Source organism: Acidaminococcus massiliensis, assembly GCF_900095825.1.
Classification (GTDB): Bacteria; Bacillota; Negativicutes; order Acidaminococcales; family Acidaminococcaceae; genus Acidaminococcus; species Acidaminococcus massiliensis.
In genome coordinates this window covers 1,450,001-1,473,447 of record NZ_LT608315.1, presented here as the reverse complement: position 1 = coordinate 1,473,447, position 23,447 = coordinate 1,450,001, and the positions used below count along the sequence as shown (strand labels likewise).

Genomic DNA, 23,447 nt, shown 5'->3' with positions numbered 1-23,447 from the left:
CACCCCCTCCTATCAAACAAATTGGTCCAGCCATTTTTCACTTTTCTCTTCATCCACGCTTTCCACCAGCATGAACTCGCTGAGAAGGATCTGTTTGGCGGTGGTCAGCAGCCTCCGTTCTCCGGCAGACAGCTTCTTTTCGGTTTCCTGTACAGCCAGGGTCCGGACCACATCTGCCACTTCAAAGATATCCCCCGTCTTCATCTTGTCCACATACATATTGTACCGGCGGTTCCAAGTGATCCGCTTCATCTTGTTCTCCGGCCGGGCCTTCAGTACATCTTCCACTTTGGGGAGGACCGCTTTGTTTACAATGGGCCGGAGTCCGATCTTATCCACATTGACTTCCGGGATCATCACTTTCATGTCGCTGAGCAGCATCTTCAGCACGAAATAGTTGACTGCACGGCCGTCGATTTGCTTCTGTTCCACGTTTTTTATCACAGCTGCCCCATGCATGGGATACAGCACTTTGTCACCCACTGCAAACATTCTGCTACCTCCTTACGTACAGAGTAGATACAATAACCACAACTGTATATATTGTAGCACGAACATCTTGGCAAGTCAAATTTTTAGATTATAACACTTTTCTTATATACCTGTCAACGTTTTTTTGAGAAAAAAAGGCGCTGCACGCAACGTGCAACACCCTCTTTCACTGATCGATCTGCTCCCGTATCCTCTCCAGCCTGTCCCCTGTGGCCGGGTGGTCGGAAAGCATCTTTCCAAAAAATCCCAGCTGGGGATTGTGATACAGGTTGTCCAGTTTGGCCAGACCATTGTACAACTCTGCTCCCAGCCCCAGCTGGCAGGCATAAGCATCGGCAGCATATTCATCCTGCCGGGCGCAGTATCGGTTGAACAAGGTGAGCGGCCATCCCAGCAGCCAGTTCCCTACCTGGAGGATGAAATTCATCACCATGCAGAAGAACACCAGGATAAAGCCCAGGAGGGGAATGAACTGGAGGACCATCAGGAAAGCCAGGAACAGCCGGTACAGCCGAAAACAGGCCCGGTTGGCCGTACTCATGCCGCAGAGCAGCAGCAGCTTCCAGGTGTGTCCCTTCTGGAGATGACCCATTTCATGGGCCAGGATACCGGACAGTTCGTCCACGGTGAAATACTGGAACATGGGCGCATTGACGATGATGTTGTTATCCCCCAAAGCACAGGCATTCAGAGATTTTTCTGGGTTGATGTACAGATGGAACTTCTCCCCTTCCAGTCCGCCCCGGCGGATCACCGGTTCCAAGGCCTGTTCCAGCACCTCAAGATAGGTTCCCCGTGCTTTCTGCCAGCCGCTGGTGAAGATCATCATCCGCTGGAACAAAGGGAACTGCATCAAGAGCCCCGGCACCAGGACCAGCACCGTCAGGAACCAGTTTTCCCAGCCGGGAGACTGGTCCAAGGACCGGAGAGTATCCGGCGGCAGGAAGAAAGCTGCCAGAAGCAGGACGAAAGGGCTCCACAGGGACAGGAGCAGGTAGTTAACAACGAAAGATACAATCATCAAAAGGGCGCTCAACGTGCTCCCTCCTTTTTACTCTTCACTCTGCACTTTTATACTCTTCCGCCAGTTTCTTGAACAGGGGCAGAGATTTTTTGATGGTATCATAGCTGATGCAGTAGGAAGCACGGAAATAGCCCGGGCAGCCGAAATCCGTCCCCGGCACCAGGAGCAGATCATACTTTTTGGCCCGTTCGCAGAAGGCGTAGTCATCCTCTTCCAGGCATTTGGGGAACAGATAGAAGGCTCCCTGGGGCTTCAGCACGGTGAATCCGGCATCTTTCAGGCCCTGGTACAGCAGCTGCCCATTCCGTTCATAAGGAGCCACATCCGAAGGCTTCCCGGCACACCGGGCCACCACCAGCTGCCACAGAGAGGGCGCATTCACATGGCATTCCACCCGGGCGGCCCCGGCAATGGCCCCGAACACTTTGGCAAAATCCATCACTTCGCTGGGCACCACGATGTAGCCGATCCGTTCCCCGGGCAGGGAGAAAGATTTGCTGTAGGAATAGCACACCAGGGTATTCTTATAGTAGAGAGGAATGTAGGGCACCTGGATGTCTCCATAGACGATTTCCCGATAGGGCTCATCGGAAATGATGAAGATGGGATGGCCGTATTCCTTCTCTTTCTTTGCCAGGAGGGCGGTCAGGTTCCGGATGGTCTCTTCGGAATACACCACACCGCTGGGGTTGTTGGGAGAGTTGACGATGACTCCTTTGGTATGGGGTGTCAGCAGCTTTTCAAAAGCGTCGAAATCGATCTGGAAATCTTCCGTCCGGGCCGGCACCACTTTCAGGCTGGCACCGGTGGATTCCACGAAGCAGCGGTATTCCGGAAAAAAAGGAGCAAAGACGACGAATTCGTCTCCCTCTTCCGCCAAAGCCTTGAAGCAGATGGTGATGGCCGCCGCAGCACCCCCCACCATGAACAGGTTGGCCCCGGTGAAATGGGTGCCGAACCGGCGGTTGATATCTTGAGCCAAAGTTTCCCGGACTTCCGGTTTTCCCGGAGCCACCGTATAGCTGTGGATGGCCTGGGGAGGCAGTTCGTCCATGATGTCCAGGACTGCTTCCTTGATGTAGTCAGGGGCGGGCACGTTGGGGTTGCCCAGGCTGAAATCGCAGATATTCTCTGCCCCTACTTCCTTCGCCCGTTTCTGGCCGTATTCAAAAATGGTCCGGATGGTGGATTTCTTCGAACCCAGTTCATACATTTTTTCATTAACCATTAAGATCACCTGTATTCCTAAGTAGATTGGTATCATTATAGCATAAAAACAGGAGATGCTGTATGTGGCGTTCACCTTTCCCATACAGCATCTTCTGCTTTTTCACTCCAACTCAAACGCCCCTGTGTACAGCTGCCAGTACATCCCCTTTTGGGCCAAGAGCTGCTGGTGGGTCCCCCGCTCCCGGATCTTCCCATGGTCCAGCACCAGGATCTGGTCCGCGTTCCGGACTGTGGACAGCCGGTGGGCGATGACGAATACGGTCCGCCCTTCCATCAGGGCATCCATCCCCCGCTGAACGATCTGTTCCGTCCGGGTGTCGATGCTGGAGGTGGCTTCGTCCAAAATCATCACCGGAGGATCCGCCACCGCCGCCCGGGCAATGGCCAGCAACTGGCATTGGCCCTGACTGAGCCCAGCACCGGCGCCTTTCAGCACCGTAGCATAGCCCTGGGGCAGGTGGCGGATGAAAGCATCGGCCCCGGCCCGTTTGGCCGCCGCCACACATTCCTCATCGGTGGCATCCAGCCGGCCGTAGCGGATATTTTCCAGCACCGTGGCCGTAAACAGGACCGTATCCTGGAGCACCATGCCCAAAGACCGGCGGAGATCCCCTTTCCGGATCTGTTCCAGGGGAATTCCATCATAGGTGATGGACCCGGAAGAAATGTCGTAGAATCGGGTGAGCAGGTTGGTAATGGTGGTCTTCCCGGCGCCGGTAGCCCCTACCAGGGCGATTTTCTGGCCGGGCAGGGCATCGAGGGAAATGCCCTGGAGGATGGGTTTGCCCTTTTCATAGCCGAAATCCACATGGCGGAAATGGACCTCTCCCTGGAGAGGCCGCAGTTCTTCCTTTTCCCCATGTCCCGGCAGCACCCAAGCCCAGTGCCGGCCCCCGGTACCTTCTTCCAGAGGCCGCAGTTCCACGGTCCCGCTGTCCTGTTCCGGTTTTTCGTCCAAAAGCCCAAAGATCCGTTCCGCCCCGGCCATGCCCATGACCATGGCGTTGATCTGGGGGGAGATCATCTGGATATTGGTGGCAAACTGCCGGCTCATGCCCAAAAAGGGCACCATCACCGCCAGGCTGAAGGGCAGCCCGGAAAAGGACAGGTTGGGTACCTGCTTTTCCAGGAACAGGCCTCCGCAGGCCGCCACGACGATGTAGATCAGATAGCTTACATTGTTCAGGATGGGCATCAGGGTGTTGGAATACTGGTTGGCTTTGCAGGAGACATCAAAAAGAGCCTGATTCACCCGGTCGAACTCTGCCCGGGCTGCTCCTTCATGGTTGAACACCTTGATCACCCTGCCCCCGTTGATGCTTTCTTCCATGAAGCCTTCACAGTCCGCCAGGGTGTGCTGCTGCTCCATGAAATACCGGGCGCTCCGGCCCCCCACCTTCCGGGTGATTGCTACGGACCAGAGAGAGCCTCCCACCACCACAAGGCTCATCCACAGGCTGTAATACAGCATAATGGCCAAAAGCACCGTCAGCGTCACGGCGGTGACGCACAACTGGGGAAAAGACTGGGAAATCATCTGCCGGAGGGCTTCCACGTCATTGGTGTAATAGCTCATGATGTCCCCCCGCTGGTGCCGGTCGAAATACCCCAGAGGCAGGGTTTCCATATGGGTGAACAGCTTTTCCCGGAATTTGGCCAGGCTCCCCTGGTTGAATACTGCCAGCAGCTGGTTGTAGGTTACGTTGGCCAGAAGGCTCACCAGGTACAGCAGGGCCAGGATCCGCACATAGCCGTAGATTTCCGGCTGGACCGCAGCCCAGGGGAGCTGCTGGTTCCAGGCTCTTTCCAGCACGGCCACCACCTTCTGCATGAAGATCCCGGGCAGGGACAGGATCCCCGCATTGATGAAGATCAGCACCAGGATCCCGGGCAGCAGCCGGGGATAGAACCCCCACAGGGTCCGGAAGAACCGCCAGGCCTTTTTCCAGCTGAAGATGTTTTTCCTCTCAGCCATGGAGCGTCCCCTCCTTTTCCCTTTCTTTTTCCAGCAGATTCTGAGACCGGGCCATTTCCTGGTAGATGCCATCGGTTCGGAGCAGTTCTGCATGGGTACCCAGGCCGTGGATCCGGCCTTTGTCCAGCACCAGGATCCGGTCCGCCCGTTCCACGGAGGACAGCCGCTGGGCGATGATGAAGGTGGTGGTACCGGGAAGGGCCGTGGCCAGGGCGTCCCAGATGGCCCGGTCCGTCCGGGTATCCACCGCCGACGTGCTGTCGTCCAGGATCAGGATCCTGGGACGTTTCAACAGGGCCCGGGCAATGCACAGCCGCTGTTTCTGGCCTCCGGACAGGTTGGTGCCCCCCTGTTCGATCCAGGTGTCATATCCTTTGGGCAGCCGCCGGATGAATTCGTCCGCACAGGCCCGCCGGATGAATTCGTCCGCACAGGCCCACCGGCAGGCTTCTTCCAGCTGGGCCCGGGTGGCATGGGGATTTCCCCAGCGCAGGTTGTCCGCCACCGTACCGGAAAACAGCAGGTTCTTCTGGAGCACCATGGCCACGTTTTCCCGGAGGGTTTCCAGATCGTACCGGCGCACGTCCACCCCGCCCACCTGGACAGAACCGGCAGTCACGTCATAGAGCCGGGGGATCAGCTGGACCAGGGAGGATTTGCCGCTGCCGGTGCCTCCCACGATCCCCACCACTTCCCCGCTCCGGACGGACAGGGTAATGTCCTGGAGCACCGGTTCCCCGGTACTCCCTTCATATTGGAAGGAGACCCCCTGGAAATCCACAGAGCCGTCCCGGACGGTTTTCACCGGATCCGCCGGGGAAGTGAGGGTGCTGGCTTCTTCCAGCACCTCCCGGACCCGCTGGACCGATTCTTCCGTAAAGGTGAGCATCACCATGATCATGGACAACATCATGAGAGACCCCAGGATCTGGAAGCTGTAGGTGAGCAGGGTGGAAAACTGGCCGATGTCCAGCAGCCGGCCCCGGGTGGTGACGATGAGCCGGGAGCCCTGGGTCAAAAGGAAGATCATGACCCCGTAGATGCAGATCTGCATGAGCGGATTGTTCAGGGCCACGTACCGTTCCCCTTTGGTGAAGATGGCCTGGACCTTCCGGGCGGTTCCATCGAATTTGGCGATTTCCGTTTCTTCCCGGACAAAGGATTTCACCACCCGGATGCCTTTGATGTTTTCCTCCACCTTGTAGTTCAGGGCATCGTACTGAGGGAAGCCTTTCCGGAAAAGGCCCACGGACAGCACGGCGATTTTGTACAGCCCATAGCCCAGGATGGGGATCACCACCAGAAAGCACAGGGCCATCCGTCCTCCCATGTACCAGGCCATGAAAAAGGAGGCCAGCAGATTGAAAGGGGCCCGGAAGGCGGTGCGCACCAGCATCATGAAGGCCATCTGGATATTCTGGATATTCTGGATGTCCGTGGTAAGCCGGGTCACCAGGGAGGCGGAGGAGAACCGGTCGATATTCCCGAAGGAAAATTCCTGGATCTGATAGAACACGTCCTGGCGGAGATTCTTGGCAAAGCCGCAGGAAGCCCGGGCGCAGGTGATCCCGGCCACATAGCCGCAGGCCAGGGCGCACAGGGCCATGAGGAGCAGGATCCCGGCATAGTGGAGGATCCGGTCCAGTCCGCAGCCTGCCTTCACCTCATTGACCAGCAGGGCGATTTCATAGGGGATCAGGGCCTCGAACACCACTTCCCCCATGACAGTGATGGGAGTCAGCAGGGCATCTTTTTTGAATTCCCGGAGGGACCGGAGCATCATCAGCCAGGAACCCCGGCGGGAAACCCCTGTCCCCGATTTTCGGTTGTTATTTTCCATAGGACATCCCCTATTTACGTTAGTATGAGCTACCTTATAGCTTACCATAAAAAAGGAGCTGCTGCACGGGTGGATGTGCAGCACCTCTTCAATTCCCACTGGCCAGAGCCAGGGCATATACGTTTTTCACCCCTCCCCGTTTTAGGGTCCGGGCGGCTTCTTCCAAGGTGCTGCCGGTGGTGCAGATGTCGTCACAGAGCAGCACGACTTTAATACAATCAAACGATAACATAGATTTTGAACACCACTGTGTGCATGTTTCAGAAAAATAGGTGGGTACTAATTTTAACTCCCCGTATTTTTAATTTCTTTCTCATGAGTATTTTTCTTTATTAATTGCAATGAAGTTGCCCAGCTCCACAACAGTTAAAAGTTAATTTAGAAAATTACTTTATGATTCTACAAATTAAGATAAAGCTTAATTCTGAAAATATTCCTAAATTGCAATATCAAATTGAACACCTTGTAGATCATCCAGTTTGGCTACTTCCTCAAGGAAAACGCCCATGGGCGTTTTGTAACCCCAAATTTTCCGGGGCAAATTGTTGCACCAGCGAGTGGCTCGCTTGAGAGTGTCGTTGGATACTTCTTTTATTGGAGTCCCTTTCGGGATGAATCGCCGGAGTAAGCTATTGTGCCTTGCGTTAGAGCCTCGTTCCCACGATGAATAAAGGTGAGCAAAATAAATTGTCAAATCTTTACCTTCTAGTTCAGTAATATCAGCAAACTCGCTGATTCAAGTCCAAATTTGTGTGTAAATTCCTTTAGGTCGTGAAATCATTAGGCTGCATCCATGTTAATTTGACGAATTGCTGCTCTTTTCAGTTCAGCAGGGGTATCACTTTTCATCATTTCTTCGTAGCTTGGGTGAGAAAAGACGGCCTTGCCTGCCTGTCGCTTTTCGTTCAGTTCCATCAGCGTTGAACCCATCAATCGCATTAGTGCAGTCTCATTCGGGAATACCCCAATGACATCTGAGCGGCGCTTGAGTTCTCTGTTGGCACGCTCGATGTGGTTGGAGGTACGGAAAAACCGTCTCATTCCCTTCGGTAGGACCATCACTGTCATGGCATCTTCGAATCCTTCTTCCAGACAGGCCATTGCTCTGGGGGCCACTTCGCTGTACGAGGCAAGGATTTCATCCCGTTTCTCAATGGCTTCTTTCATAGTCTTTGCCTGAAACAATTCATTGATCTCCGCACGGAGACCTGCCTGGTACTTCTTGGGCGTCATTTCACCAATATTCTTGGTGAAGTGGAACTGGCACCGCTGCCATGCAGATTCAGGGAGTTCCTTCTGCAAGGCAGCTTTAATGCCACCGTGTGCATCAGAGGTCACAAGCAGCGTGCCATACAGGCCTCGCTTCTTGAGACTATCCAGGAAGTCTCTCCAGGTATTGGTGGATTCTTCCAGATATATGTTGAACCCCAAAATCTCACGGTTGCCATAGCTGTTGGCACCATAGGCTATCATGAAGGCTTTGGAGATGTTACGGTGGTTCTCACGCACCTTGAAGTAGGTAGCATCCACCGTCAGGAAAGGATATGGGCCGTTGAGAGGGCGGTTACGGAATGCTTCTACATCTTTGGAAAGGTCTTTGCAGAGATTGGAGACAGTAGATTTGGAAAAGTTTGTTCCACAAAGTTCTTCCATGACTTTCTCGACTTTGCGGGTAGAGACCTCATTGACGACCATTTCTGCCATACCGGCGACGAGGGCAGCCTCGCTGCAGGCGTAGTTTTCGAAGAGCATGGTTTTAAATGGGATGTTCCGGTGATGGGGAACCGTGAGCATGATTGTACCAACACGAAGATTCATTGCCCTTTCTCTGGATCCATAGATGTTCCGTAGATTCTGCCAGGAGAACCTTGTTCAGGCATTCCTGGAGCAATTTTCGGAATGCTCCGTCATAATCCACCGGAAGAAGGGCTAGTATTTCTTCCTGATCCAGTATAATATTAAGGTGAGTCATTTGTTATTCCTCCTTGGTATGCTGTGGGTTTTGGTTGATTTACATTATACCTAAAGGATGAGCATATGGCTCATTTTTTGTGATTTCTCTTTTTACACCATTATAAGGACATTACCGAAGCATTCGCTCTGGTTCAAGTACTTTTTTGTACGAAAACTCATGGTCTGATTGATAGAGTCCATAGTGATTACCTCGCTTGTGGTTTTTGTTGACGCTCTTATCATGGCACGAGGCATTCACTATGGATTTTCTATGTGTTCAACTTCATCTTACAATTAACCAATAAAAAAAAGTCAAACTGCAACCATAATTTAAAATTTTCCCAGATATCATCGATTATCATCTATTGTCAAGGCCGGGATTTAAGACAGCTGGGTTCAAGCCGGCTCGCAGCCTATCTTTAAAACGGTAACTCTCTCCTTTAATGTTCACCACAGGTGCATGGTGCAACAATCTGTCCAAAATGGCTGTTGCTATCACTAAGTCACTCATAAGTTCACCCCCATCACTAAAAAACTTGTTGCTGGTCATAATCACACTGCCCCACTCATGCCTTGAACAGATGACTTGACACATTGCTTCTGCCTGTTGCCGTGTCAATTGCATATAGCCAACCTCATCAATAATCAAAAGATCCGGATGGGCGTAAAATTTGTGTCTCCGCGCCAGCACACCTTTTGCATTCCTTTTCTCTAGATCATCCATCAAATGAGACAGTGTAATGAGGTATGCTGTCTTCCCATGCTGCAGTGCATGCTACCGCAAAGGCTGTAGCATGGCGCGTTTTTCCAACACCCAGCGCCCCCAAAAAGAATCAAGTTTTAAACCCGCGCAATAAATGCCAGCGAACTGAGCTCCTGTATCTGCTTCCGGTTAATGCTGGGCTGAAAGTCAAAATCAAATTCTTCGAGCATCTTCATCTCTGGCAGATGAGAGAGCTTCACCCGTCTCTTTACGGCCTTATCCTCCTGCACATTTTTCTGTAACCTTAGAATCTGGTCCAAAAAGAAAATGAAGCTGGCATCCCGCCGGGCTGCACTTTCCACAGACAGGCATCCAACTAGCATGCGGCTTCAGTCATTTTAAAGTCGATCAACAACTGACATTCATGTTTCAGTTCAAGCATTGATCATCGCCCCCATAAGCCAATCATAGGTTTTCAGAGACCTTCCTGTCACATCTTTCTCTGTACGAATCGCAATGGCATGATTCCAGGCAATACCATTTTGGGCCGCCAGACCGCTATGTTGCTGCCCCTGTAGTACATAATACTCTTTGACATCCGTTAAAGAGACATCAGCAACAGGCACGTTGTCTACATAAATCTGGACATGGTTGTGGTAAAGACGTACTTGTGCGTTTATTATAGAACCAAAAAGAAGGCTGTTGCATGTGTGCAATTTTCACACATGCAACAGCCCCTCTCATTCACTGAGATTTACATCATTTGTGTTGATCGCTGCGTTTGCGCATTTAAAGACGGGCGGTGATTGCAGCCATCAGACCGAAGATAATGCCTGGGAGATTGGCAAAAACAATCGGCCAGTCGCGACTCTTTTTGAAAAAGCCATATCCAACCCACATCGTGCAGTTGATAAATGCAACAAACGGCTGAATCCAGTCTCCCTGATGTCCGGACAGATTTCCAATGATTTGTGGAATATAGGAAACGTACATACAAACGGACAGACTAGAGGCAATCACGCCGACGACGCTCATCTTGTTTTGTACAGCATCTTTGCCAAGATGCACAACTTTCTCTTCCAGAGTATCTACCTTGGCTTCTGCTTTTTTCAATACTTCTTTCATATTGTATCTCCTTCAAAAAGTGGTTGATAATAAATCAGCATTTAATCGTATAGCTCAATATTTCTTGAGCTATACCATATTCCCTAGTACATACCTATGGAAATACTGATATATTTAATGCCCCTAGAACAATTTCCTTTCGGCGATGCGTCCCAAGAGTTCCTTCGATGGGATGAAGAAAAACTGCCCTTTTTCAGCTGTCAAATACTCAGCAAACAATCATCCTGTGTGAACATATTGGTGACCAGCTGCCGTGTCACATCCCAATGGTGCGCATAACCAATGAAATAAGTACCGCGCACCCCTTAGCCGGAATTTGCAAAAACGACATTCATGCGCACAAGCTTATGCTCCTCGTCGTCACAGTTGTCCTGCGAGATGATATTGTGCGCATGCGAATCCTTCTCTTCGTCGGAGAGTTCAAGACGTTGTCTTTCCTCCGACCGATATACTTCTCCTGCATCCCGGTCGGAAGTGTCCTCCATACGTCGCGGCCGTGAGCGTATTTCTATGCAAAAGAAAGAGTCTGTTGATGAACTCCGGATCCTCTGTGTCGATGATCGCCCACTCCTTCGCCTCCTCACCGACGGGATTCCCTGTTCCGTCAATAAATAAAGTCAAAGATTGCACATCCCTCAAAATAGTGAAAACCGTGTGTCTCATCTACTACGTCCCCAATGGGACGAAGGAAGCCCATGATCTGATTGACAACAAGATAGCTCGTTGCCGCCTGACCGCACGCACATGAAGAAAGAAATCGACGGGTGTCACAGGCGCTGTGTGATGTTCTCCGTTCATCCCCTTGAAATTCTCAAGTTTCTTCGTCTTCTTTGCCGTTGGAAAAAGATATCCCCCCACGCGGTTGCTAAACCCAAATGAGAGCTTCACGGCCTCTGGCGCGACGCGGATGTGTCCATCGAACGCTGAATCGCCTTCATGCGGTCAGCGATATCGGCAACAATCTCCCGCTCCTTCTCAAAATCCTTGCGCTTTCTTGAATACATCCTGTGCAAGATTTGCATTGACCTCCATAGTTTCCCCCCCTATAACGTATAATATGCTATTTTGGCTTCATTATACACTTTTTTCGGTTCATTATCAAATGTTGTGGCTCCCCCGACTGCATCACGATATGCTTCGCTGTTTGATGGTTCAGGTTCGTCAGGGTAAACCAGTTCACAATATCGGCCGTTTTTCGATATACACGGCTAGTAGCCGTTTCTGTCACTTTCTTTATCAGCAAAGTGAAAGACTGCTGGTAGGGTTTCAATCAGAGTTGCTTATCCAGTCGATAGATGCCTTTCTTTCCTGGCTTTTTCATCCGTCGGCGGATAAATGATACCGCACAGGCATTGCACCGTCCGCCTATCCCGGCACTCTATGACATATCCTTGCTTTTTATATTCCTTTGCTAATTCCAAGTCGAGCTGCTCTAATGCCATCCCCAGAGCAGTTCGGAATAATTCGAAAAACAGGGCCAATAATTTCATATCCCGCTCAATAACTGTATCTGGTTCCTTTATTATTTTACTCACATCTATCATCTATATACAATTCATGATATAATTTGATTGTATTGGCGTATCTTCGTTATACTTAAGTTAATATTTATCGATGTAAAAAATAACTCATCTATTCCACTGTTTTCTAAAAACTTGCGTTTTTTATTTTAATCTTTAATTCTATTGTGCTTTTCGAAAATAGGTGATATTAAAAATGATTATATTTATAAGTGATTCTTTGCTTTTATTATATATCATCACTTTTCTTGTGATAATTATTACCATCCATAAATGCATTAAGGCTAAGAAAATAGAAACAAAAACCATAGTGATTATACTAATAGGAGTTGCATATTTATTATTCTATTCGTATGAATCCATACCATCCGAAAAGGTTCAATATAATCACATAGCAATATCAGACGTAGAGGGATTATCAGAAAAAGAAATTGTTAACAAAATGCTAATCCAAGAATTTGACTATTATAAATCTGAGAGATTATTCACTAAAAATCAAATTTTTGATTATAAAATTAATCGAATTAATGGCCCAATAAACGATACCAGTAAGACAGACAATCACTATTATGATGTATCATATTCAGTAAAAACCATAGCTCCGGCTTGGATTGCAGGTAATGGAAAAAATGAAGGCCTCTGGGTAAATAACAAATCTGAGTTCTACAATTTAATCAAAAATAATGACCAATATATTCTAAACCGTGTTGGTGGCTTATAATTGTAATATGCACCAACTGTTAAATTAACCAAGTGATGATGAATAAAAAAGTCAAACTGCAATCATAATTTAAAATTTTCCCAGATATCATCTATCAACACTATCATAAAAAAACAATATTTTATATACTTATACACTTCTACTGGTAAGCCATCTTCAAGCCCAACTTTATATTCAACACTAATATAAAAGCGTCAGTCACTCCTTTCGAGCAACTGGCGCTTTTATACTTCTTATCTACTGTGCCCTACTTTTGAATATGGTTTCCGTAAACATCTCGGTACACATTTTGGGCTTTATTATCTTTATCATTTACCCGTACACGTTCCACCTTATGTCGATCATTATCTTTACCGGAAATTCGGTCTACGCGGAAACGGTCGATATTTTGAACTTTGACTAGTTCAGGTCCAAATTCATCCACCGACCGGGCCATATTTCCATCAGAAGGTGCCCCATTCTGTAAAGCTCGGTAGATGATCGCAGCATACTCATAGCGAGTCATAGAACGATCTCCCTTAAATTCTCCGTCCGGATATCCCTCCAAGTAGCCTTTTTCGGCCAATGTTTTCACATATTGGTAAGCCCAGTGGTTCTCTGGTACATCAGGGAAGTTCATGCTGTGCGTAGATGCAGGGATTGCCTTGGCAGGCTGACCTGATTCATAAGCAGCCAATTTTTTCGTAAGTGTTTCAATTTGGTTTTTCATGGCCAACATGTCCTTGGCCATGGATACTCTGGAGCGAGAGATATGGTTCTTTTGTCCAAATTTCCAACTGACTCCCACATTCACCATATTCTCGCCTCCGCTAAAGGAACCACCTACACTGAACATCGTATCTTCGTTAGGACGATAATACGCTCCGATAGCGACTGCATGAGCATCTTTATAATTCCCATACCCTGCAGCAAAATCCCATTTGTCATCTGGATCGAAATCCAAGGGATGCAATCCTGCCAGTGCCGCGGCACCTGCCCCCAACACGGTTCACTCGATCTCCCAATCGGCTGATCCTGTTTTCCGCACGGTACAGCTGGCTTCCATTTACGGCATCCGTACTGGTCGATGAAACATCTCCAGGAGCTACGTTGGTGATCTTATTTCCACCATTATTCAACCCATCTTTATTGAGCGTAACATCCTGACCTGCGGAACCGTTTTGGATTGTCATCCCTCCCGTCGTTATGGTGGTGTCTCCAACGTTGACAGTGCTGGCATTTACCGTCGTGATATTCCCAGTGTCTGCTGTAACTGTCTTCGTGGTAACCGAATCCAGTCCTTTCAAATCCTTTGAAAGCCGCACTTTCAGGTTATCACTTCCATCAGATACCACTCCGATATTGTCTTCCGTTGACAGTTGAGAAGAATCCGTAATGCCCCCGACTACATTCACTTGCCCATTGAGTTTTTTACTGATTACATTCCCTACGTCACCGCCATACTTCATTCCGTCGTTCATAGTGGCGACCGTCTGGGTATTCCCATTGTGATCTTCATAGACGATCCGATCAATACCATCTGTGCCATTATAGCCATCCGTGCCGTCTACTCCATTCACACCTTTTACAACATGGATGTCCGCAGAAGCACCATCCTTGCCATTGATGCCAATATGACCATCAGTACCATTGGTTCCGTCTTTGCCTATAGAAGAAATGGTAACCCCATCTTTGCCATCGGCACCTTTTACACCAGTAGCCCCATTGATGCCATCAGCGCCGTCTTTGCCCTGGCCGCCCACGGTAACCGTATCTGCCTTCAGATTCTTGTCCAGTCCGATGACCAGATCTCCATTTGCATCCACTACAGTCTTGATGTTGGAAGCATCATATTCTGCGTCCGCTTTCGTACCATTCCCTTTGATGGTCATGGTGCTGTTCAGTTTTTTGGCCACAGATCCTGTATTTCCCGCAAACTTCAGTCCATCATCTAATGTGGCAACTTCATGGGTGACATGCCCATCATCTTCGTAAACAATACAGGTCATACCATTGGTACCATTGGAACCAGCCACACCGTCCTGACCCTTCGCAGATTTCATGGTAAGCCCATCTTTCCCGTCTTTTCCATTCATCCCGATAGAGCCATCTTTCCCATTGATGGTAACAGCTGAGCCATCTTTGCCCGCCACACCGATGGAACCGTCTATACCATTTTCGCCTTTTTCACCCAGATTCAGATTGTCATTGACATTGACCTTGTAGGGATCTTCCTTTGTGCCTATGCCTGTAACTGTCGTATTTTTTCCGTCTACCAATTTGGTGGCATTCTTGGCAATTTCATCTTTCAGTTGGCTGACATTCACCGCATCCGTCCCAGCAGTGCCGGCCGCCACATTGTGGATCTGGTTGCCGCCATTATCCAGTCCTTTTTCTGTCAAAGAAACTGGTGAAGTCCCAGGCGCCGGATTTTTCGGTGTAATCGTAATACCGCCAGCACCAATCGTTGTCTCATTCCCATCTTTATCCGTGATGGTCATGCCGCTTCCCTGGGTCACGGTCTTATTCCCATCAGCGGCGGTGGTAGTTACACTATTTACATTCAGATCATCTTTCAAGACTACTTTCAGCGTTCCATTTTCCACTTTCGTAGAAATATTTTTGCCGTCCCCTGTGACTTCAATATCATCCCCAAGGGATTTGTGAACGATATTTCCATTCTCATCTTTTAATCCAAAACCTTTTTCCGTAAGTTCATTAGTTTTTTCTTTTAGCTGACTTACGTTGACAGCATCTGTGTCCGCTGTACCAGCTGTCACGTTGATAATTTTTGTACTGTTGGCATTGATTCCATCTTTAGTTACAGAAGGTCCGCCCGCTATGGTTACGCCCTGATTATTGACAGTTGTGTCTCCAGCTTTTACAGTATCAGCGTTTACAGTATTTGCCGTGACACTGTTCAGCCCAGTTACATCTTTTGCCAGTTTTACGGTTATTGTATTATTGGACGAATCGGCAACCACCCCAATATTATTATTGCTTAAATTACTACTGTCAGCACCGCCCACGAAAGACATTGCCTGGTCAGAACCTCGATGTAGCACATTCACATCTGCTTCAGATGTGCTTCCAATGGTCGAATTGTCTCCCGCAAAACGTAAAGGTCGAGTCATGCTGTAAAGCTGGCTACCGTTTACTGCATCTGTACTTTTTGCGCTAACCAAGCCAGCCGCGACGTTCTGAATTCGCCGTTCTGCTCCCACAGAACCTACCGTTACAACACCAGCAGGTGTGCCTCCAGCATATTGATATGTCCCATTGCTGCTGTATGTATCTATTCCCTTGGTACTGGCTCCCGACGCAGTATAAGTAGAGTTGCTCCCAAGATAAACAGAATTTCCCAAAGTAGCCGTTACATAGCTACCCAGAATCTGTGTATTAGACAAATCCGTATTCAGAGTAGTAGCATCAATAGTATTCTGATTTCCCAGGATTTGGATATCTGTCAGATCTTGGTTTTTCTGATTTTTTGCTCTGACGATATTCTTTGAACCTGTAACAGTAATGTCGGACACGTTACCTGCATCGCCAGCCGTACTTGTATCCGGATCCCCGGTTACCGTGTTCTGATTACCCGTCACAAAAATATTTTCAAAGACTTTCGGGTTAGAAGAATTATTGGCTAGGGATTCCATTTTCAGAATGTTTTTATTCCCTACAATGCGATTACTATCGCCTTCCATACTATTTTCGTTCCCAAAAATCCCTGAATTCAAGGCACTTACATCAGCGCCGGTTCCTGTTGCATTCGTACTATTTTCGCTACCCAAAACATACGTATTCGTTCCTGTAACCCGGTTTCTCGTACCAATTGCTCCAGATGAAACGCCTTCTGCCTGAGCATTAGTTCCCACTGCCAGTGCATTTTCGGCCAATGCCAGAGCTGTATCGCCAATAGCGGAAGCGCTTTTGCTGTTGCTTTTCGCTTCACTGCCAATAGCAATGGCCTTGTCGTCAGAAACGCCAGCAGAATAGCCAATAGTCACAGCTTTATCTACGCTACTTCCACCATTTTTTATAGAAGAAGTTGCCAAAGTGCCTATAGCCAGCGAGTTATTTCCTGCAGCCTGAGCACCTGCCCCGATTGCCGTATTATATTGGTAACCGCTGATGGCTAGAGTCTGTTTCAGACTCCCCGGATTATCCGGGTCTTCGTAGCCAGCTCCTACGGTGATACTGCCGATGCTCTGAGCTTCTGTGTTATTCCCCAGTGCGACACTTCGATCTCCTAATGCCTTTGCACTTACGCCAGCAGCCATAGAATCTTCGCCTGTAGCCAAATCGTTATCATAATTATTCAGATTATTGGACTTTACAGAATAGTAATGAGTTTTGGCTGTATCTACAATCTCATTAACCTGGGCTACATTTGCTGCATCAGTCCCCAGGGTACCCGCAGCAACATTATGAATTTTCGTTCCCTTATTGTCATTGTTCCGAAGGGTAATACTATCTCCATCTCCAGAAGTGACTGTGTCATAATAAACACCACTTGCTGTTGCCGAAGATACATTAGCATTAACCTGAGCTACCGTAGCATCTATTGATTTTTTGAGCTGTGCTACTGTAACTGCATCCTGGTCTTGGGCCCCATCAGCAACATTAGTAATACGGCGCAAAGCTGATGTATTGCCAACTGAAACTGCGGTTTTAGGTGCTGCCTGCCCTGTCAGATACCCCGTTCCACTGATCATAGAGGCATTGGCCACGGAATCATTGCCGATGGCGATATTGCCACCAGAAGCCTGTGCGCCCTGCCCTACAGCCACGCTAGCTGCATCCGCTGCCTGAGCATTAAACCCAATTGCTGTAGACCCATTCCCATTTGCTTGGGCTTGATACCCTACCGCAACGGCGTCATCAGTAGCTTTTGTCTCGCTACCCAATGCAGTAGATTGGATTCGCGAAACAGCAGAGTCATTTTTGTTAGCATGATAACCGATAGAAACATTTTTCCCTTCAGATGTATTTCCGCTAGATCCGATATTAGTCCCAGCCTCAGAACCTATGGCAACATTATGGTCACTTTTTACATCATTCCCTGATTTATAGCCAATTGCAATATTTTGCTGCCCATCAACATTATTACCAGCACCATCTCCAATGACTACATGGGAACCTTTCGCCCCTAATACATCTCCTACCATGCCTACCCCTGCATTAGGGCCAAGTACGACAGATCGAACAGCATTTGCACTTGCGTCTTTTCCCAAAACCACAGAGGCACTGCCTTCAGCAGTAGCTCCACTTCCAATAGCAACAGCATCTGTCCCAGAGGCTTGTGTAGATTTGCCCAAAGCAACGGCATTTAACCCACTAGCATCGGCATCTGTTCCAGCTGCCATACTATCTGTTCCGGTAGCAGCAGCGCTTTTACCAATAGCTAATGCATTTTCTGCACCAGTCTTTGCACCATCTCCAATTGCCACCGCACTATTGCTGTTTTTCGTTACAGTAGCTTTATTACCAAGGGCGATCGCATTGTTAGAAGCTATGGTGCTGGCCTGGGTTCCGATTGCCATGCTGTTATTGTTAATTTGAGCATTCGGCCTGTCATTATAAACTGTCGCGCCGTCCCCTAGTGCAATCGAAGAGTTTCCACGGGCATTTGCTGCATCACCAATAGATATGCTTGATTTTCCTCCACCTATAATCACAGTAGAACTGTCCCCATCAGCGGTCATGCCACTAAAGGATCCACTGACAGATTTCCGGCCAATGGCAATACTGTTCTCAGCAGAGGAAGAAGATCTAGCATCATCACCCAATGCAACAGAGTCTTTGCCACTTGCTTTAGCACTGACACCGATAGCAACAGCATCTTTTCCCGTAGCAGAAGCGTCTTCTCCTGAAGAATTTGCGCGAAAATATTTCATTCCCGGTTTGGTTTTATCCAACCCCAAAGCAGAATTCACATTTTTTAATTCTGTAATATCTGATGTGTTGTTATTGATTTTTGTCGTGTTACTCGAAATGGAGTTCTTATTTGCTGTAATATCTGCCTTATTCTGCTGGATTTCATTAGAATTTTTACTGATTTCAGTTTTATTGTTTGCGATCTCCGTTTTGTTGTTTTCAATCTCAGTTTTATTGTTTGCGATTTCCGTTTTGTTGTTTTCAATCTCAGTTTTGTTGTTTTCGATCTCCGTGCTGTTATTCGTTATTTTTCCAGCATTGGTAGCAATATCTGTCTGTTTTTTTTTGCACATCGTTTTTTACTGCTTCCAGCTCTGTACTGGTAGCGACTCCGTCAGCGGATACAGTAATCGTCTTTGTTGCATCATCTTTAACAATAGAGATGTTAGTTCCAGCATTTAAAACGTCACCGTCATTAACGACTTCAGCGTTACCCCATATGTGATCCCAAAGACTAGGATAGCTGTTAGTATGCTTCTTGTCAGTGTTCCTCCAGAATTAGTAAACGATTTTAGCAAAGAATTTCCTGACGTTTTCCCTCCATTTTTGGCTAATTCTGACACAACCTGATACTGTCCTTTTGCGCGATTGAATATAACCTTAAAAATCCTATTCAATCTAGTCGCCTCCTTTTTGATAAAATATTCATTTATTCGGCAAAATCTTTGAATTAATTTTGTCATTTCATGAATTTGTTTTGTTTTATTCTATCATTCTTATTTCTGCTTAACAATACATTTTGCCATGTTTTTTACAATGTTTTATATCTGTTCAGTTATCTATATATAGAGTTACATTTAACATTTATGGTATATTCTACACTATATATAGTATTTATTCAGCTCTTTGTGGTGAATTTAACAGGAATATTTTTAACATAGCAAAGTATGAAATTATTATTTTATTTTATGTTCATAATTTTGTTTTAGTTTTTTCTATGAATTTTTGTTTTAATATTTTTTCATTATTTTGTATATTTACTCATAAATAACTGTCTTTGTTTTTCTAAAAAATTATGATTAATCAGTCTAATTTTCCCTTGTTGAAATTTAACCTATGGAGTGAGTATTTTATTGCAAAGTCTTGTGTCTTGTGCTTTTATACCTTTATCTCCGTCCCATCCCGAAATGTTATCCGTATATTTTGTTCATTGTATACTGTAATGAAATCTACCAGGCTTGCCCACAAATATTCGTTAAATTCAGTGATATTACCTTGTTTTTTAATTCGATCAATAAATTCTACTATCTGCGTATTGCGTGCTTGCTGTTTTTTGATTTTATCTAATATTATTTCGTATTTATTTTTCATTTTATTGTACTTGTTCATTAAACCATCATATTTTTTCTCATACTCATTTTGATTCTGTGCAATTCTAGCATTCTCGGCAATATTCTTTTTTATTATTTCAGAAAGAATTAACATATCCTGTTTCAAATGTTCTCGTTCCTTTTCAAGGGACTTTGTTTGGCATAGTTGCTGTCGAATCATTTCTAAGTTCTCAATAATTTCATTTTTGTTTGTTATCAGCTTGTTAACGGCACTCACAAAAATTTCTTTTATTCTTTCTGGCGTAAGATGTGGTGTGTTACAGTGATTTTTAAATTTACTATTACATTGGTATATTTCTCTGCGGTACGAATCATTAGAATGCCATATCTTAGCACCATACCAACTCCCACATTGTCCACATTTGATTTTTGTTGAGAAGATAGATATCCCACTGTACCGTGTTTTTCCTGACTTCCGTTTCAAAATCTCTTCCTGCACCAAATCAAAAACTTGAGGACTTATAATGGCTTCATGATTGTGTTCCACATAATACTGTGGGACTTCACCTTCATTGATCTTCATTTCTTTCGTAAGGAAATTGACAGTAAGTCTTTTCTGTAAAAGAGCATCCCCTTTATATTTTTCATTAGTTAAAATGCTTCGTACTGTTCCAGCACACCAAGAATCTTTTCCGGCTGGGCTTTTAATACCTTTTTCAGTTAATTTGCGTGCAATAGAATGATATGTGAATCCGCTAAGAAATAAACGATATATTTCTTTTACAGTCTCTGCCTGTTCCTTATTAATTACTAGATTGCCATCTACCCCTCTCTCATATCCAAGGAAATGACTATATGCGAGACTAACTTTTCCATCAGCAAATCGTTTTCTATGTCCCCAAGTAACATTCTCTGAAATACTACGACTTTCTTCCTGTGCTAAGGAGCTCATAATCGTAATGAGGAGTTCCCCTTTGGCGTCTAATGTCCAAATATTTTCCTTTTCAAAATAGATTTCGATGCCCTTTTCCTTCAATTTACGGACCGTCATTAAACTGTCCACCGTATTCCGTGCAAAACGGCTAACGGACTTAGTAATAATTAGATCGATTTTCCCAGAAAGGGCATCCTCTATCATCCGTTTGAAACCTTCTCTATATTTTGTGTTAGTGGCCGAGATACCCTCATCTGTATACATCCCAATAAATTCCCAATCGGATCGGCTTTTGATGTAATGAGTATAATAATCGACCTGGGCTTCATAACTGGTAAGCTGGTCATCATGATCTGTTGAAACTCTTGCATAGCCTGCGACCTTTCGTTTGCAATGACGATCCAGAGGTTTCTCTGAATACTTTTGAATTGAAGCTGGTATTACATGTACTTTTTTCATTAAAGTGTCACTCCTTTACTATAGCCATTAAAAAATTGAAACAACAAACTACCATCCCTTTGAATTTCGATTCGTTCTACCTTATTTCGAAATATTTCTCCGTCAAAAGAAACCATCTGTAGTACACTAGCGGCAATGATTTTCAAAGTCTCTTCTTTAATTCCAGTGACGTGACTACATTTCCGTTTCCCCTTGCATCGCCAATAAGCAACTTTTTCTCTTTTTCGTTTCTCCAAGCAGCGAGTAAAAGTTACACCACAAATTGGGCAACAAATACGTTCTGAAAAAGCTGTATATCATTTAGAAGCATCATTTTGATGGTATTTCTTCATCCACTGTCGCTGTTTCTCTTTCAGTTCATCTGTCCAACACTCTTTTCGAGCCGTCGAATTCCATTGCTTTTCTATAATGCGTCCATCTTTCAAGTGGAAAACCAATACCTTATAAGCGGGAACAACAATCTTTTTTACTTGCTGAAAAAATGTATTTTTATTAAAACTGTCTGTACCAAGAATAGTCGCACATATCTCTTCCAAAACGGGTTGGGGAACAGAACCATAAGCACCACAATTGGTACCTTTGCCTTTATGCGATTCGCAAGTCCAGTATTCATGGCATTCGCCTTTATATTTACGCTTTACATGTGTATAGCTTTTCCCGCATATTCCACATTTTATTATCCCTGTGAAGCAAGAAGTGTTCAAAAACTCCCTAGCATAACCACCCTGGCGTTTTCCCATCTCCTTGCGTCGTTTCAGTTCTTGCTGAGCCTTCTCAAATGTGGCAGCCGTAATAATTGCCTTATGATGGCGTTCTACTATGTATTTACTTTTTTCTCCATTATTAGCAACTTGATGTTTTGTGATTGGATCTGTTACAAAAGTTTTTTGGATCTCAAGGATGCCCGTATAAATCCGATTCGTAAGAATTTGTCTTATACTCGAATCTCTAAAAAAATAACCATATCTAGTGCGTATCCCATTTTTCTCTAAATCACGTATAAGTTCCTTTCTAGTTTTTCCGCTTAGATAGTCATCAAAAATTTTTCTGATAATCTTGGCTTCTTCTGGTTGAATTACTAAGTTATTGTGTTCCCACCGATATCCGTAAACCAAAAACTTTGCATGGGGAATGCCTTGTTCAATTTTTTTGTGAAATCGCCACTTGATATTATCGCTAATAGAACGGCTTTCTTCCTGAGCAAAAGAGGCGAGAATAGTCAACATCAGTTCTCCTTCGCCGCTCATTGTATGGATATTTTCTTTTTCAAACCATACATCTACCCCGATCTCTTTTAGATGACGTACAGTATTTAACAAGTCCACTGTGTTGCGAGAAAATCGTTGAATAGATTTTGTCAGAATTATATCTATTCTTCCTTTTTCGACATCTTTCAGCATCCGCTGGAACTCCTGCCGCTTCTTTATCCCGGTACCCGAAATCCCATAGTCGGCATAGACCCCTGCGTATTCCCATTCTGGGTTTTTCTGGATCAATCTGCTGTAATAGCTAACCTGGGCCGAAAGGGAATGGTGCATCCGCTCCGATTCCACGGATACCCGGGCATAGGCGGCCACCTTCTTGCGCTGTCTTAGATTGGGTATACTTTGTTCGATTTTACGGATAGTCCGCATAGCATCAGCTCCTTCCGACACCATATATCACTCTGTTTGATACAATTAGCAAGTAAATAAGTCCCCAGAAAAAGGCTGACAGCGGCGGATCATATCCTTCTCAAAGTCCTGGTACTCCTTCTCGGTGATGAGCTTTTGGGACAGCATCTTTCGGGCCAGATGCAAAGTCATCTGGAAGGTGGCTTCGTTTTGAAAGGTCTTTTTATCCATGGCGCACACCTCTGAACCGGTAGGCAATGTAGCATGCATGGGAGCAAAACTTCCGGTGGCTGTTTCCATAGACGGTAAACTCTTTCCCGCAGGTCGGGCAAGTAAAGGTGTAGACTGCTTTCCGCTTCACCAGTTCCAGATGGCAGTTCCACCACTTGTTCCGGCATGCATCGGAGCAGAACCGCTTCCGTTTCCGACCAGTGGCCTGTTCAATGAAGCTGCCGCACTGCTCACAAACGGACTCTGTCGGCGGTGCGGCAAGTCCTTTTCGCCGGCAGAAAGATTTCACGGTGTTGATGGAAAGGCCCAATTGGCAGGCTATGCTGCCATACCCTGCCCCATCACGGCGCAGGGCAATGATCTGTCTCTTTTGTTCGTCCTTCATAACGAATACCTCCTGAAAATTTGTTTTTCAGGAGTAACAGGACAAAAAGGGTGCT

21 protein-coding genes and 2 pseudogenes are annotated in these 23,447 nt (G+C 46.4%); 1 reads left to right on the top strand and 22 read right to left on the bottom strand.

Features of this window, described 5'->3' with window-relative positions; all coding sequences use genetic code 11:
- Positions 1-12: 12 nt before the first annotated feature.
- The 14 genes and pseudogenes from BQ2657_RS07230 to BQ2657_RS13260 form a co-directional block, all read right to left on the bottom strand.
- Positions 13-492 (bottom strand): CarD family transcriptional regulator, encoded by a 480-nt coding sequence (locus BQ2657_RS07230; protein ID WP_075580024.1) that lies wholly within the window; start codon positions 490-492, stop codon positions 13-15.
- Between the two features lie 166 nt (positions 493-658).
- Complete coding sequence (locus BQ2657_RS07225; RefSeq protein WP_075580023.1) at positions 659-1,528, bottom strand: M48 family metalloprotease; 870 nt, start codon at positions 1,526-1,528, stop codon at positions 659-661.
- Between the two features lie 22 nt (positions 1,529-1,550).
- The gene (locus tag BQ2657_RS07220; protein WP_075580022.1) at positions 1,551-2,744 is read right to left on the bottom strand and encodes a pyridoxal phosphate-dependent aminotransferase; all 1,194 of its coding nucleotides are present in this window, start codon (positions 2,742-2,744) and stop codon (positions 1,551-1,553) included.
- Between the two features lie 102 nt (positions 2,745-2,846).
- Positions 2,847-4,721: an ABC transporter ATP-binding protein gene (locus BQ2657_RS07215; protein ID WP_075580021.1), complete on the bottom strand. Its 1,875-nt coding sequence runs from the start codon at positions 4,719-4,721 to the stop codon at positions 2,847-2,849.
- Positions 4,714-6,561 carry an ABC transporter ATP-binding protein gene (locus tag BQ2657_RS07210; protein WP_198524533.1) on the bottom strand — a complete coding sequence of 616 codons (1,848 nt, stop codon included), beginning with the start codon at positions 6,559-6,561 and terminating at the stop codon, positions 4,714-4,716. The genes BQ2657_RS07215 and BQ2657_RS07210 overlap by 8 nt, the downstream gene beginning before the upstream one ends.
- A gap of 88 nt (positions 6,562-6,649) precedes the next feature.
- Positions 6,650-6,793 (bottom strand): ComF family protein, encoded by a 144-nt coding sequence (locus tag BQ2657_RS07205; RefSeq protein WP_083236202.1) that lies wholly within the window; start codon positions 6,791-6,793, stop codon positions 6,650-6,652.
- A 204-nt stretch (positions 6,794-6,997) separates the two neighbouring features.
- Positions 6,998-7,291 (bottom strand): annotated as a pseudogene (locus BQ2657_RS13850) (transposase); the annotation flags it as partial.
- Between the two features lie 50 nt (positions 7,292-7,341).
- Positions 7,342-8,533: pseudogene (locus BQ2657_RS07195) on the bottom strand (IS256 family transposase).
- A 339-nt stretch (positions 8,534-8,872) separates the two neighbouring features.
- A complete protein-coding gene (locus BQ2657_RS13385) occupies positions 8,873-9,283 on the bottom strand; it encodes an ATP-binding protein (protein ID WP_187119227.1) in 411 nt (136 codons plus the stop codon).
- A 71-nt stretch (positions 9,284-9,354) separates the two neighbouring features.
- A complete protein-coding gene (locus BQ2657_RS13380; RefSeq protein WP_187119184.1) occupies positions 9,355-9,579 on the bottom strand; it encodes an ATP-binding protein in 225 nt (74 codons plus the stop codon).
- Positions 9,580-9,651: 72 nt separating this feature from the next.
- Positions 9,652-9,843, bottom strand: coding sequence for a hypothetical protein (locus BQ2657_RS12875; RefSeq protein WP_143224850.1), 192 nt, complete (start codon positions 9,841-9,843; stop codon positions 9,652-9,654).
- Positions 9,844-10,006: 163 nt separating this feature from the next.
- Positions 10,007-10,252 (bottom strand): SemiSWEET family transporter, encoded by a 246-nt coding sequence (locus BQ2657_RS07185; protein ID WP_187119226.1) that lies wholly within the window; start codon positions 10,250-10,252, stop codon positions 10,007-10,009.
- A gap of 756 nt (positions 10,253-11,008) precedes the next feature.
- On the bottom strand, positions 11,009-11,200 hold the full coding sequence (locus BQ2657_RS13650; RefSeq protein ID WP_390621275.1) for a Dyp-type peroxidase domain-containing protein: 192 nt from the start codon (positions 11,198-11,200) through the stop codon (positions 11,009-11,011).
- Positions 11,201-11,622: 422 nt separating this feature from the next.
- The gene (locus BQ2657_RS13260) at positions 11,623-11,886 is read right to left on the bottom strand and encodes a hypothetical protein (protein ID WP_075580018.1); all 264 of its coding nucleotides are present in this window, start codon (positions 11,884-11,886) and stop codon (positions 11,623-11,625) included.
- Positions 11,887-12,058: 172 nt separating this feature from the next.
- On the opposite strand from BQ2657_RS13260, the gene BQ2657_RS07165 reads away from it, so the two are divergent.
- Positions 12,059-12,583 carry a hypothetical protein gene (locus BQ2657_RS07165; RefSeq protein ID WP_075580017.1) on the top strand — a complete coding sequence of 175 codons (525 nt, stop codon included), beginning with the start codon at positions 12,059-12,061 and terminating at the stop codon, positions 12,581-12,583.
- Between the two features lie 247 nt (positions 12,584-12,830).
- Here BQ2657_RS07165 and BQ2657_RS13845 read toward each other — a convergent pair whose 3' ends face one another.
- From BQ2657_RS13845 to BQ2657_RS07100, 8 genes are all read right to left on the bottom strand, one after another.
- Positions 12,831-13,526: a YadA C-terminal domain-containing protein gene (locus tag BQ2657_RS13845; protein ID WP_198524531.1), complete on the bottom strand. Its 696-nt coding sequence runs from the start codon at positions 13,524-13,526 to the stop codon at positions 12,831-12,833.
- The gene (locus tag BQ2657_RS13110; RefSeq protein WP_198524530.1) at positions 13,507-18,792 is read right to left on the bottom strand and encodes an S-layer protein; all 5,286 of its coding nucleotides are present in this window, start codon (positions 18,790-18,792) and stop codon (positions 13,507-13,509) included. Before BQ2657_RS13110 ends, BQ2657_RS13845 begins: the two co-directional genes overlap by 20 nt.
- A gap of 105 nt (positions 18,793-18,897) precedes the next feature.
- Complete coding sequence (locus tag BQ2657_RS07115; RefSeq protein WP_075580016.1) at positions 18,898-19,182, bottom strand: ESPR domain-containing protein; 285 nt, start codon at positions 19,180-19,182, stop codon at positions 18,898-18,900.
- Positions 19,183-19,597: 415 nt separating this feature from the next.
- Positions 19,598-21,163, bottom strand: coding sequence for a recombinase family protein (locus BQ2657_RS07110; RefSeq protein ID WP_075580015.1), 1,566 nt, complete (start codon positions 21,161-21,163; stop codon positions 19,598-19,600).
- Positions 21,163-21,438 carry a hypothetical protein gene (locus BQ2657_RS13255; RefSeq protein WP_261796539.1) on the bottom strand — a complete coding sequence of 92 codons (276 nt, stop codon included), beginning with the start codon at positions 21,436-21,438 and terminating at the stop codon, positions 21,163-21,165. Before BQ2657_RS13255 ends, BQ2657_RS07110 begins: the two co-directional genes overlap by 1 nt.
- Before the next feature lie 21 nt (positions 21,439-21,459).
- Positions 21,460-22,797, bottom strand: coding sequence for a recombinase family protein (locus BQ2657_RS07105; protein ID WP_232709030.1), 1,338 nt, complete (start codon positions 22,795-22,797; stop codon positions 21,460-21,462).
- A gap of 45 nt (positions 22,798-22,842) precedes the next feature.
- The gene (locus BQ2657_RS13105; RefSeq protein WP_187119182.1) at positions 22,843-23,007 is read right to left on the bottom strand and encodes an SHOCT domain-containing protein; all 165 of its coding nucleotides are present in this window, start codon (positions 23,005-23,007) and stop codon (positions 22,843-22,845) included.
- Complete coding sequence (locus BQ2657_RS07100; protein ID WP_075580014.1) at positions 23,000-23,392, bottom strand: RNA polymerase sigma factor sigma-70 region 4 domain-containing protein; 393 nt, start codon at positions 23,390-23,392, stop codon at positions 23,000-23,002. The genes BQ2657_RS13105 and BQ2657_RS07100 overlap by 8 nt, the downstream gene beginning before the upstream one ends.
- Positions 23,393-23,447 lie beyond the last annotated feature (55 nt).